Here is a 12,631-nt window from a genome sequence, read left to right as displayed (position 1 = left end):
CCCCTCCGAGGGGAGCCCCGCCGCCGTCCGGTCGGTGGACCGGGAGAGTGACCGGGAGGCCTAGAACAGGCCGTCCAGCTCGCGCAGCAGCGCGGCCTTCGGACGGGCACCGGTGATCTGCTTCACCGGCTGGCCGTCCTTGAAGAGGATCAGGGTCGGGATCGAGATCACGTTGTACTCGGCGGCGGTCACCTGGTTGGCGTCCACGTCGAGCTTGGCGATGGTCAGCTTGTCGCCGTTCTCGGCCGCGATGTCCTCCAGGACCGGGGCGACCTGGCGGCACGGGCCGCACCAGGTGGCCCAGAAGTCGACCAGTACGGGCTTGTCGCTCTCCAGGACGTCGGACTTGAAGGTCGCGTCGGTGACGGTGGTGGTGGCGCCGGCCACGGGGACTCCTCGGGTTAGGACGGAGGGGGCTGCTGCCAGGTGAACAACGGGCGGGCCCGTTCTGTTTCTGCCTGGCCGGGGCGGGGGTGTTTCACGTGGAACACCCCCGCGGGGTTCGGTCGGTGGCGGGGAGGTCAGACCGCGACGGCGGTCTTGTTCTCCGCGTCGTCCAGCGCGGCCAGGTAGCGCTCGGCGTCCAGCGCGGCGGAGCAGCCGGTGCCGGAGGCGGTGATGGCCTGGCGGTAGGTGTGGTCCACGACGTCGCCGGCGCCGAACACGCCCTCGACGTTGGTCCGGGTCGAGGGGGCGTCGACCTTGAGGTAACCCTCGGCGTCGAGGTCCAGCTGGCCCTTGAAGAGGTCGGTGCGCGGGTCGTGGCCGATCGCGATGAACAGGCCGGTGACGGGCAGCTCGCGCAGCTCGCCGGTGGTGGTGTCGCGCAGGGTGACGCCGGTCAGCTTCGGGTCGCCGTGGATGGCCTCTACCGCGCTGTTCCACTCGAAGCGGATCTTCGGGTCGGCGAAGGCGCGCTCCTGCATCGCCTTGGAGGCGCGCAGGCTGTCACGGCGGTGGATGATCGTGACGCTCTTGGCGAAGCGGGAGAGGAAGGTCGCCTCCTCCAGGGCCGTGTCGCCGCCACCGACCACCGCGATGTCCTGGTCGCGGAAGAAGAAGCCGTCGCAGGTCGCGCACCAGGAGACGCCGCGGCCGGAGAGCTTGTCCTCGTTGGGCAGGCCGAGCTTGCGGTGCTGGGAGCCGGTGGTGACGATCACGGCGCGGGCCCGGTGGACGTTGCCCTCGGAGTCGGTGACGGTCTTGATCTCACCGGTGAGGTCCACCGCGACGATGTCGTCCGGGATCAGCTCGGCGCCGAAGCGCTCCGCCTGCGCCCGCATGTTGTCCATCAGCTCGGGGCCCATGATGCCGTCCCGGAAGCCCGGGAAGTTCTCGACCTCGGTGGTGTTCATGAGCGCGCCACCGGCGGTGACGGCTCCCTCGAAGACCAGCGGCTTGAGGGAGGCGCGGGCCGTGTAGAGCGCGGCCGTGTAGCCTGCCGGGCCGGAACCGATGATGATCACGTTACGGACGTCGCTCACTGCTTCTCCTGGTTCGCATCGCGACCCGCGTTTGCTGCGGGGAGGGCGGTCCTGCTCCGCCGCCCGGGACAACGACTGACCAGTCTCTCGCATTCCCAGGCGGATCAGTACCAGGCGCCCGAACTCCGGAAGCGGCGTGCCGCCCTGGTCGTCGATCGCATGGGAACGGCCGTCCGGTGGCTGGGAAGGGCCGTTCAGTGGCCGGGGACCGTCCGTTGCAGGACGACCGGGCCGCAGTCGGGGGAGCGCAGGAAGACGTCCACGAAACCGGGCCGACCGGCGGCGGGGTAGACCAGGACGTCCACCGGGGAGCCCTGGTAGCTGCCCCGGTCGGTGGCCAGCGGGGTGCCCGGGGCGGGGGCGCGGCAGGCGGCGGGGGAGACCGGTGCGGTGGGCGAGGCGGGGCCGGAGAGCTCCGGCCCGGAGCCGTCGGCGGGCGCGGCGCCGGACTTGGCGGGCCCGGTGGCGCGCAGCCCGGGCTGGGAGCCGGAGCGGTCCAGCAGTTGCTGCACCTGGGCGGCGAGCTGGTCCTCCCGGTAGACGGTGCCGGGGCCCGCCAGGTGCGGCGTACGGGCGCTCTGCTCGCCGGGGGAACCCGCGGTGCCCGCCGAGGCGGCGGAGGCGGCGGAGGTGCGGGAGGCGGAGTCGTCCTGGTGCAGCAGCAGGGCCCCGCCCAGCCCGACGGCGGCCAGCGCAGCGGCCGCCCCGAGCAGCAGGGCGAACCGGCGGCGGCGCGGGCGGGGGCGGCCGGGGCCGGCGGCCGAGGCCGGGCGCGAGGGGGGCGCGGAGGGCGCCGCGGCGGCCCGTACGGGCGTGGCGGGGAGCTCCGTCCGGCGGGTGGTGGCGGGGGCCCGCTCGGGGCGTCCGGCGGGCCGGGCCGGCGACGGGCGGTCGGCGCGGGCCGCCTCGGCGAGGGCGGCGTCCAGCCGGGCGGCGACGTCGGCGGGCATCGGTTCGGGCTCGACGGCGCCGAGCAGCGCCTGCACCTCGGCCAGCGCCTCGACGGTCCCGCGGCACTCGGCGCAGCCGTCCAGGTGCCGGTGCAGGGCCTCGGCGGCCCCGGCGGGCTCGACCAGGCCCTCGGCGAGGTCGGCCAGCTCGTCGACCGAGGGGTGGGCGTCGGCGGGTCCGGGAGAGGAGAGGGGGGCGTTCATCGGGTGCTCGCGTCTCCTTCCAGCATCGTGCGGCCGGTGCTCGGGCCTGTCCCTGTGACGGTGCGGGGGCCCGTCGGGTTCCCCCTGGTCCGGTCCGGCGGGGGCGGGGCGGTACCGGACGGGTCGGGGGCGGTGCGCCCCGGGGGCCGGCCGGCCGGTGTTTCACGTGAAACGTTTCGTCCGCCGCCGTTCCCGCCGTCCCCGCCGTCGCTCTCGCGCAGGTGCCGGACCAGCGGGAGCAGCCGGGCCCGGCCGCGGGCGCAACGGCTCTTCACGGTGCCGACCGGGACGCCCAGCAACTCGGCGGCCTCGGCGACCGGGTAGCCCTGCATGTCGACCAGGACCAGCGCGGCCCGCTGCTCGGGGGGCAGCTCGGCGAGCGCGGCGGTCAGCTCGCGCTGCACCTCGGCCCGGACCACCGGGGAGTCGGCCGGCTCGGCGGAGCCGACCAGGCGGTCCAGCCGCTGCGGGTCCTCGTCCAGCGGGGTGGTGCGCCGGGTGGCGCTCCGCCGGGCGCGGTCCAGGCAGGCGTTGACCACGATCCGGTGCAGCCAGGTGGTGACCGCCGAGCGGCCCTGGAAGCCGGCGGCGGCCCGGAAGGCGGAGACCAGGGCGTCCTGGAGGGCGTCCGCGGCCTCCTCGCGGTCGCCCAGGGTGCGCAGGGCGACCGCCCAGAGGCGGTCCCGGTGGCGGTTCACCAGCAGGCCGAAGGCCTCCTGGTCGCCGGCGACGTGCCGGGCGAGCAGCGTCGCGTCGTCGTCCGCCACTGTCACCCCTCGTCGTTCCGGCTCGTTCCGGGTCCGGACCGTGCGGTCAGCCGGAGACCTTTACCTCGGCGACGTGGCCGCGGTACCTGCCGTCGGAATCCTTGTTCAGAGAGGTCAGCCAGATCAAGAGGTAACGCGTGGTGACCGGCGATTCGAGGGCGTAGTCGACGTTGAGGCCGGCCTTCCTGGCCGCGACGACCGAGAAGCTCTCCGGCCTGGCCGCGGTCGGGTTGGCGGCGGCGGCCGCGTTGGGCACGCGCACCTCCGCGGCCTGCTCGCCGTCCTTGAACTGGACGGTCACCGAGGAGACCGACTGCGGTGAGCCGAGGTCGATCAGCAACCCGGTGCCCACCTTGAGGGCGGGCGGCTTGGGGCCGAGCTGGTCGACGTACCAGCCGGTGGTCCAGGCGGTGTTCGGGTCGCCGTCGACGGCGTTCTTGACGCTGTCGGTGCCTTCGGGACCGTCACCCAGCGGGTTGTACGACTCCGCGCCCTTGATCTGGATCGGCACCGGCGTGTGGGCCGTCGGGCGGGCGCTCGCGGCGGTGCTGCTGATCGAGGTCTGCGGGGTGGCGACGGCCTGGTTGCTGTTGCGCAGGCTGCCGACGAACTGCCAGGAGGCGACGCCGATCGCGCCCAGGGCGACCGTCCAGGCGGTGGCCTTGACCACCCGGCGCAGCCGGCGCCTGGTGCGCCGGGCGGCGGTGGGCCGGGAGGAGGCCGGCAGCGGGGCGACCGCCGGGTCGGCCACCCGGGTGGGGACGGGCGCGGTCGGGAGGGCGTGGCCGTGGTGCCGGGGCGGGGTCGGGAAGGCCGGCAGCTCGGGTTCGGGCTGCCGGATCCGGGGCAGCTCGGCGATCGCCCGGACCAGCTCCTCCGGGGTGGTGATCGGCTCGGCGTGGTGCGGCGGGTGGTCGAACAGGGCGCGCGCCGCGAGCTCGGACAGGCCCTTGTGGACGCCCGCGCGGACCTGGTCCGGCGCGGCGTTCTGCAGGTCCTTGGGCAGTCCCTTGAGGTCGTAGCGGTCCTCGGGGTACGGCCAGCGGTGGGTGAGCGCGGCGAAGAGCAGGGCGCCGATCGCCCGGGTGTCGGTGCGCTGGGCGTCCTCGGCGGCGTCCCCGGTGGAGTCCTCGGCGGGCAGCCCGCGCAGGGCGGCGTCCACCGCGATGCCGTTGATCCGGTACTGGCCGCTGTCGGTGCGCAGGACGCAGCGCGGGGTGAGCCGCAGGTGCGCCTTGCCGCGGCGGTGCGCGGCGGCGACGGCGTCGGCGACCTGGCGGACCATCTGGTACGCCTCGTGCGGCTCCATCGGGCCGTCGGCGAGCAGCTTGGCGAGGTCGGAGGCGTGCGGCAGCCACTCCCGCACGATGTAGACCAGCTCGTTCTCCTGCACGGCGTCCAGCACCTGGACGAAGCGCGGGTCGCCGAGCAGGGCCGCGGACTTGGCGGCGGCCAGCACCTTGCGGGCGCGCTGGTGGCCGGAGGCCATCAGGTGGACGCCGACGGCCCGGCGCAGCTTCTCGTCGACGGCGCGCCAGCTGCTGAAGGTCTCGGTCTGGGAGATGCACTCTTCCAGCAGGTACCGGTGGCCGATCTTGTCGCCGCTGTGCCGCATCGGCGCGGGCAGGGTCCGCGGGAGGGTGGCGGTGTCGCGCGGGTCGAGGGTGGGCTGGGGGTCGGTCGGGCGGCGCTTGTCGGAGGCGGGCTGCGGTGCGGGAGCGGGCTTCTTCCGCGGGGGGCCGGCCGCCAGTTCGGCGGCGATCTCGTGGACGGAGAGCGGGGCGGTGATCTCCGAGGTCTCCTCGCTCACCGCGGCCGCCGGGGCCTCCGGGACCGGACCGTCCTCGTCACCGTCCTCGTCGCCGTCGGCCTTGTCAGGGGTTTCTGCGGAGTCCGCGGAGGAGGCGTCGGCGGAGCCCGCCGGGGCGGTGTTCCCGCTCCCGAGCTCGTCGATCGCCGCAGCCAGCGCGGCCTCGTCCGCCGCCGCGTCAGCTGTTGACGTGTCGACGACCGCCTTGGTGCCATCAGCCACCGTGGTCCTGCCTCCCCTTGTGTCGCCCCGGCCTGAGAGAGTCGCTGGAGCCCGCGGATTGGCCGCCCTGTGCTCCAGGACAATTGTGCCCACTCTTCACCACCGGGTACGACCGCTGAAGGGTCCGCTCGGTTGCATACCGGTGGAGAGATGTGGTGCAGATCCGACACCGGGCCGCCACGTGGCGGCCCGGGCGTGTCCGGTCATGGGTGGCGGCCCGTGCTGCGGCCGGACGGGCGGGGGCGGTGTCAGCCCTGGTCGACGCCCGGTCAGGGCGCCCGCTCGTCCGGCCGGTTGTGCTCGGACTCAGCGGCCCAGTCGGCCGCGGACCATGCCCAGCATGGCGTTCATCTCCTCGATCCGCAGGCGCTTCGCGATGAACACGAACACCAGCAGCTGGAGTCCGCCGCCCAGCAGGACCGACAGTACGCTGCCCGGCCAGCCGCCGAGCACCTGCTGGACCGCCAGGCTGACGCCGAGGCCGACCACCGCGGCCGGGACGCAGGCGGTGGCCAGTCGGCTGTAGGTCTTGCCGATCCGCTTGGTGTCCAGCCCGCCGATCTTCTTCTTGAGCTTGGGCACCGCGACCATCACTCCGACGGCGTAGGCGAGGCCGTAGCCGAGGGCCATGCCGGTCACCGTCCACTGCGCGGGCAGCGCGACCCAGCAGACCAGCGAGAAGCCGGCCTGGCAGACCGCCACCCAGACGGTGTTGGAGAACGGCGTCCGGGTGTCCTCGTAGGCGTAGAAGCCGCGCAGCATCACGTACTGGGCCGAGTACGGGATCAGCCCGAGTGCGAAGGCCGAGAGCATCAGGCCGACGTTGGTCGCGTTGTCCAGGGCCGTCCCGCCGCCGCCGACCGCGTAGATCGAGCGGCCGATCGCCGGGCCGAGCGCCAGGAACAGGAAGGCCGCCGGGACGACCGCGACCGCGGTGGTGCGCAGCCCGTACGACAGGTCGTCCCGGACGGCGCCGGCGTCCTCGTCGGCGGCCGCGCGGGAGAGCCGGGGGAGCACCGCGCTCATGATCGAGACGGTGATGACGGCCTGCGGGAGCTGCCAGATCAGCAGGGCGTTGGAGAAGGCCGAGAGGCCGACACCGCCGTGCCCGCCCTGTTCGGCGGCACTGCCGGCGGCGGTCGCCAGCTGGGTGATGACCAGGTAGCCGGCCTGGTTGGCGAGCACGAAGAAGAAGGTCCACTTGGCCAGCCGGGCGGCCTTGCCCAGGCCGTGGCCGCGCCAGTCGAAGCGCGGCCGGAAGCGGAAGTCGGCGGCCCGCAGGTACGGGATCATCGCCAGCGACTGGACCACCAGGCCGAGCAGGGTGCCCAGGCCGAGCAGTCGGACGCCCTCGGGGGTGATGTTCTCCGGGGTGATCTGGGTGCCGTTGAAGCCGCCGTAGACCCAGATGTAGGCGCCGAAGGTGAAGATCACCACGATGTTGTTGAGGACCGGGGTCCACATCATCGCGCCGAACCGGCCCCGGGCGTTGAGGATCTGGCCCATCACCACGTGGACGCCCATGAAGAAGATGGTCGGCAGGCAGTAGCGGGCCAGGGCGACCGTGGTCTCGGCACGGGCCGGGTTGGTCATCATCGGATGGGCGATCAGCTGGACCAGCAGGGGCGCCCCGAGCACGGCCAGGAAGACCACGCCGCCGAGTCCGACCATCACCAGGGTGAGCAGCCGGTTGGCGTAGGCCGTCCCGCCGTCCTCGTCGTTCTTCATGCTGCGCACCAGCTGCGGCACGAAGACCGCGTTCAGCGCGCCGCCGCCGATCAGGATGTACAGCAGGGTCGGCAGGGTGTTCGCCGCGTTGTACGAGTCACCCATGACCGCGATGCCGATCGCGCCGGCGATCACCATCGTCCGCAGGAAGCCGGTGCCGCGGGAGACCAGGGTGCCGGCCGCCATGATCGCGCTGGAGCTCAGCAGGCCGGCGACCTTGCCGCCGCCGCCGTCGGAGGCCGGGGCGGGCTCGGCGGGCCGGGCGGCCTGCTCCTCGGCGAGGTCCGCCAGCGGCTCGACCGCCGGGGGCACCGCCACGGCGGCCACCTGCATGGTGGCCTCCTCCTCGGAGAGCGGCGGGTCGAACTCGATCGGCGGCACGAACGGCCGCTGCCCGTCGTGGCCGCCGTGCTGCGGCTGCCCCGGGTAGCCGCCCATCGGCGGGTACGGCGCGGGCGCGCCCGGCGGCACCGCCGAGGCCGGGGGCACGGGGGCGGTCTGCGGGGCCGGGGCGGGCTGGGGGACCGGCGGCTGGGCCGCGGCATCGGCCCGGCCGCTGCCGAAGAGCGCGTCCACCCCGACGTACTCGGTGGTCTCGGTGTCCCAGGCGGAGTGCGCCGGGCCCGGCTCCCACTGCGGCTGCGGCTGGCTCCACGCTCCGGGGGCCGGGGCGGAGACCGGTGCCGCCGGGGCGGCCTGCTGCGGCCAGTCGGCCTGCATCGGGGTGTCCCAGCCGGGCTGCACGGGGGGGACGGGGGGCGAGAACGGTGTCGTCGGCACCGGCGTCGGGTAGCCGCCGCCCTGCGGCGGCAGTTGCGGCGGCACGTCGTACGCGGTGACCGGCGGCGGCGCCGCGGCGGGCCGTCCGGCCTGGAGGCCGTACGGGTCCTGACCGTCCTGCGCCGTCCCGTACGCCTGCGCGGCGTACGGGTCCTGGGCGTAGGTGTCGGCCACGTACCAGTCGCCGGACGGCGACTCGGCGCCCGGCCGGCTCTCACCGCGGCCCGGCGGCCGCTCCTCGCTGCGCCCGGTCATGTCACCTCTTCGCTGTTGTGGGGGGAGACCGGCCCGGGGTTGCGGGGGGTCGGCGGTGTCAAGGACCAACCTTCTCATCACTGGCGGTCCGATCCCGGCCATCCGGGCTGCTGGCGCGCGGTGTCTGTGCGGGCCCCCCGTCCCCGGCGCCGTTCTCCGGCCGGTCCGCTGCCTGGTCCGCCGTGGTGGCGTCCGGGTCGGTCGGCTCGGCGGGCTCGGCCGCGGCGGTGCCCGCCGGGTCGCCGTCCGCCGGGTCGTCCTCGACCGGCTGGTCGCCGTCCTCGTGCGGCTGCCCGCCGCGCCGCTTGCGCTGGCGCATGAAGCGCAGCGCGGCGAGCACCAGCAGCACGGCGGCGCCGGCGAAGACGTACAGCACCCCGTTGGTCACCGAGGTGACCTCGACGGTGAAGGTCTGGGCCTGGCCGTAGGGCCGGGAGTCGGGACCGGTGGTCCACAGCTGGGCGACCATGGTGACCGGGCCGTTGCTGCGGGCCTCGGCGTTGAAGTGCAGGGTGACGCTCTGCGAGGCGGGGAGGACGAGCTGCTCCGGCAGGCCGACCCGCAGCCTGTTCGGCTGGATCGAGGTGAGCCGCAGCTGCAGGTTGGTGACCGTCTGGGTGAGGTCGTTGCGCACGCTGACCGGGAGCTGGCCGGTGTTCCCGGCCAGGGTGACGACGTTCTTCTTCGGCACCTGGACGGCGGTGGTGAGCTCGTTCAGGTAGTTGGTGACGCCGGTGCGGTAGGCGTCGCCGGCCGGTGCCTGGGCGCGCCACTCGGTGGACAGCGAGCGGACCATCGCGGCGCTGAACGGGCCGCGCACCCGCTGCGGCAGGGTGAGCACCCGCATCAGGGTGTCCAGCTTCTGCTGGATCTCGTCGGTGCCGCTCAGGGCGGAGGCCGGCAGCTCGGAGGCGCGGGCCTGGGTCGGGTAGTCGGCCGGCGAGGGGACGCCGGTGTTGGCCTTCGGGTCCGGCGCGGCCTGGGCCAGCACGTCCAGCTTCACCGGGGCCAGCCACTTGTCCCCGGCCGTCTGCAGGGCGGTCGCCAGTGCCTTGGCGGTGTTGACGGTCAGCTCGCGCGGCGGCATCACCAGCAGGCCGCGCTGGTTCTGCGGCTGCTCGTGGGTGATCGCGTAGGTCTCGGCGAGGAAGCGCTGGGTCGCGTCGGTCTGGTCCTTCGGGGTGCTCAGGTCCTTCTGGAAGGGCCCGGAGACCGTGTCGTCGGCGACCACCGCGTTCTGCCCGTTGCCGATCGGGCGCACCGCGGTCGGGGTGTAGTTGACCGAGTCCGGGTCGGGCATGCTCGCGCCGTTGACCAGCACCAGGTTGCTGCCCGCCTGCCGGGCGATGCCGGCGATCTGCTGGTCGAGGTAGCCCTGGTACGGCCAGGCCACGTCGGAGCGGGTGTCCACCGCGAGCCGGCCCTCGACGGTCAGCCGGCCGGCGGTGGCGGCCTTGCTCAGGGCGGTGCCCATGCCGCTGAGGTCGGCGCCGTTGTGCGCGATCGAGGCGAGGTCCGGGTCGGCGTACGGCAGCGAGACGACCTGGTTGCCCGACTTGGCGACGGCCGTCCGCAGCTTGTTCAGCCAGGCGTCGGCGGCGGCCGAGGCGGGGCGGCCGACGGTGTTCTCGTCCTTGGCGGACTTGCCCGAGCCCTCGGTGCCCGGCTTCTGCACCCGGTACGGCCTGGTCATCGCGAACGCGGCGTCCAGCAGGTCCGGGTCGACCACCCAGGTCAGCCCGTTCAGCTTGGCGCCGGTGTCGACCAGCTCGTACAGCCGGCCGCCCGGCGCGAAGTCGGCGGCCAGGCTGTCGTCGCGCAGCACGGAGAGGTTCTGGTCGCCCTCGGCGTAGGTCTGCGCGGCCAGCACCGGTGCGTGTACCAGCGGCCAGAGCGTGGCGACCTTGGTCGGCTGGGCCTCGCTGCTGCCCTGGGAGTAGGGCAGGAAGGTCCGGGCGATGCCCAGGGCCCGGTCGCGCGGGTTGTCGGCGGTCGAGCCCCAGGCGTCCACCGCGAGCTCGTAGACGCCGCTCTCGGAGAAGCCGAGGTCGCTCACCGCGACGCTCAGGGTGTACGGCAGGCTCTGGCCCGGGTTGAGCTCCGGCAGGGCGTACTGCGGGCTGTCCAGCTCCGTCCCGTCGTCGCCCCGCGGGCTGGTCCGCGCGGCCACGCCCTGGAGCTCGCTGCGCCGCTGCAGGGGCTTGCTGGAGACCGGCTTGCGGACCGCGGCGTGGGCGCCCTTGAGGGCGGACTTGCCGGAGTTGGTGACGTGACCGGTGATGGACACGGTGCCGTTCTGGACGGCCAGCTGCGGGGTGACCGTCTCGATGGTCAGCACCACCGGGTACTCCGCGGTGGCCGTCGAGTCGACGGTCGGGCGGACGTTGCCGCCGGTCGGCAGGGCCGCGGCGGGGGCGGCCGCGACCAGTGCCAGGAGCGCACCGCAGGCGGCGGCGAAGCGGCGCGCGCGGCCGCCGGTGCGCCGTTCCCCGGTGCGGGGTTCGGTCGGGCCCGCGGCCCGCCCAGGTCGTCGGTGTGCCCCCAGGCCCGAGTGCCGTGCCGGCTCACTCACTCGTTTCGCCCTCGCCGTTCTGTTCGCTCGCTCGCTGCTGATGCTGTCCGTCCGGCGCGGTCGCCCGACGTTCCCCGCTCGACGTTCCTCGTTCGATGTTCTTCGCTCGACGACGTACGCCACCCTGCTGCCGCGGAGGGATCCGTCGGCACGGCGGCACGCGACACCGCATCCCCGGTTCCGGTGTCCGCGCTCCGTCCACCGGCATGGTAACGATCCAGCCTCGCGTGCAGTGTTGCGGGCTCTGGGGTGAGACGCCCAAAACGCGCGGGCGGTTGACCTTCCGGGGCACGTACCCTTGTGAGCCGTGTCCACTGCCAATGAGCCCACCGCGCGCACCGACCGTTCCAGCACCGCCGTCCAGGTCGTCCCAGGCCTGAGCGAGGCCCAGACGATGGGGCTGCAAGAGCTGCTGCGGGTGTCGCCGGTCGCCGACGAGATCGCCCGCCGCTTCCACGCGGCCGGGCACCGGCTGGCCCTGGTCGGCGGCTCGGTGCGGGACGCGCTGCTCGGCCGACTCGGCAACGACCTGGACTTCACCACCGACGCCCGGCCGCAGCAGGTGCTCAAGCTGGTCAAGGGCTGGGCGGACGCGGTCTGGGACGTCGGCATCGCCTTCGGCACCGTCGGCGCCCGCAAGGACACCCCCGAGGGGTCCTTCCTGATCGAGATCACCACCTACCGTTCCGAGGCGTACGACCGCACCTCGCGCAAGCCCGAGGTGACCTACGGCGACACCATCGAGCAGGACCTGGTCCGCCGCGACTTCACGGTCAACGCGATGGCCGTCGACCTGCCCGGCCGCGGCTTCGTCGACCCGCACCACGGCCTGGAGGACCTGGAGGCCCGGGTGCTGCGCACCCCCGCCACCCCCGAGGAGTCCTTCTCCGACGACCCGCTGCGGATGATGCGGGCCGCCCGCTTCGCGGCCCAGCTGGACTTCGACCCGGCGCCCGAGGTGGTCGCCGCGATGACCGCGATGGCCGAGCGGATCACCATCGTCTCGGCGGAGCGGGTGCAGGCCGAGCTGAACAAGCTGCTGCTCGCCGCGCACCCGGTGAAGGGCCTGCGGCTGCTGGTCGACACCGGCCTGGCCGGGCACGTGCTGCCGGAGCTGCCCGCGCTGCAGCTGGAGAGCGACGAGCACCACCGGCACAAGGACGTCTACGAGCACTCGCTGACCGTCCTGGAGCAGGCCATCGACCTGGAGCAGGACGGCCCGGACCTCAGCCTGCGGCTGGCCGCGCTGCTGCACGACATCGGCAAGCCGCGCACCCGCCGCTTCGAGTCGGACGGCCGGGTCTCCTTCCACCACCACGAGGTGGTCGGCGCCAAGATGACCCGCAAGCGGATGCGGGAGCTCAAGTACTCCAAGGAGCTCACCGAGGACGTCTCGCGCCTGGTCGAGCTGCACCTGCGCTTCCACGGCTACGGCGGCGGCGAGTGGACCGACTCCGCGGTGCGCCGCTACGTCACCGACGCCGGGCCGCTGCTGGAGCGCCTGCACAAGCTGACCCGCTCCGACTGCACCACCCGCAACAAGAAGAAGGCGGCCGCGCTCTCGCGCACCTACGACGGCCTGGAGGAGCGGATCTCCGAACTGCAGGCCCGGGAGGAGCTGGACGCCGTCCGCCCCGCCCTGGACGGCAACCAGATCATGGAGCTGCTCGGGCTGCGGCCCGGCCCGCTGGTCGGCAAGGCGTACAAGCACATGCTCGAACTGCGGCTGGAGCACGGCCCGATGGAGCCCGACGAGGCGGTCGCGGCGCTGCGGGCCTGGTGGGCCGAGCAGCAGCAGGGCTGACCCGGGCGACGCCCCGGACGCGAGCGCGGCGGTCACCATCCCCTCGGGGATGGTG

At 74.0% G+C, this 12,631-nt stretch carries 8 protein-coding genes; 1 reads left to right on the top strand and 7 read right to left on the bottom strand.

Annotation, left to right across the window (positions count from 1 at the left end; all coding sequences use genetic code 11):
* Nucleotides 1-60 precede the first annotated feature (60 nt).
* The 7 genes from trxA to ACFV8H_RS40020 all read right to left on the bottom strand — a co-directional run bounded on the left by trxA (nucleotide 61) and on the right by ACFV8H_RS40020 (nucleotide 10,772).
* Nucleotides 61-387, bottom strand: a complete 327-nt coding sequence (gene trxA, locus ACFV8H_RS40050; protein WP_375882914.1) for a thioredoxin — start codon at nucleotides 385-387, stop codon at nucleotides 61-63.
* 134 nt (nucleotides 388-521) lie between these two features.
* Nucleotides 522-1,484, bottom strand: coding sequence for a thioredoxin-disulfide reductase (gene trxB / locus ACFV8H_RS40045; RefSeq protein WP_380409520.1), 963 nt, complete (start codon nucleotides 1,482-1,484; stop codon nucleotides 522-524).
* A 194-nt stretch (nucleotides 1,485-1,678) separates the two neighbouring features.
* Nucleotides 1,679-2,638: a hypothetical protein gene (locus ACFV8H_RS40040; RefSeq protein ID WP_380409518.1), complete on the bottom strand. Its 960-nt coding sequence runs from the start codon at nucleotides 2,636-2,638 to the stop codon at nucleotides 1,679-1,681.
* On the bottom strand, nucleotides 2,635-3,411 hold the full coding sequence (gene sigM, locus ACFV8H_RS40035) for an RNA polymerase sigma factor SigM (protein WP_380409516.1): 777 nt from the start codon (nucleotides 3,409-3,411) through the stop codon (nucleotides 2,635-2,637). Before sigM ends, ACFV8H_RS40040 begins: the two co-directional genes overlap by 4 nt.
* A gap of 40 nt (nucleotides 3,412-3,451) precedes the next feature.
* The gene (locus ACFV8H_RS40030; protein WP_380409514.1) at nucleotides 3,452-5,437 is read right to left on the bottom strand and encodes a serine/threonine protein kinase; all 1,986 of its coding nucleotides are present in this window, start codon (nucleotides 5,435-5,437) and stop codon (nucleotides 3,452-3,454) included.
* A gap of 306 nt (nucleotides 5,438-5,743) precedes the next feature.
* The gene (gene murJ / locus ACFV8H_RS40025) at nucleotides 5,744-8,200 is read right to left on the bottom strand and encodes a murein biosynthesis integral membrane protein MurJ (RefSeq protein WP_380409512.1); all 2,457 of its coding nucleotides are present in this window, start codon (nucleotides 8,198-8,200) and stop codon (nucleotides 5,744-5,746) included.
* Between the two features lie 58 nt (nucleotides 8,201-8,258).
* Complete coding sequence (locus ACFV8H_RS40020) at nucleotides 8,259-10,772, bottom strand: DUF6049 family protein (protein WP_380409510.1); 2,514 nt, start codon at nucleotides 10,770-10,772, stop codon at nucleotides 8,259-8,261.
* A 394-nt stretch (nucleotides 10,773-11,166) separates the two neighbouring features.
* Here ACFV8H_RS40020 and ACFV8H_RS40015 point away from each other — a divergent pair, with 394 nt between their 5' ends.
* Nucleotides 11,167-12,576, top strand: coding sequence for a CCA tRNA nucleotidyltransferase (locus ACFV8H_RS40015; protein WP_375882935.1), 1,410 nt, complete (start codon nucleotides 11,167-11,169; stop codon nucleotides 12,574-12,576).
* Nucleotides 12,577-12,631: the final 55 nt, after the last annotated feature.

The organism is Kitasatospora sp. NPDC059827, from assembly GCF_042731675.1.
Classification (GTDB): Bacteria; Actinomycetota; Actinomycetes; order Streptomycetales; family Streptomycetaceae; genus Kitasatospora.
The sequence above is the reverse complement of the archived record's forward strand: the minus strand, read 5'-3'. Positions and strand labels throughout refer to the sequence as shown.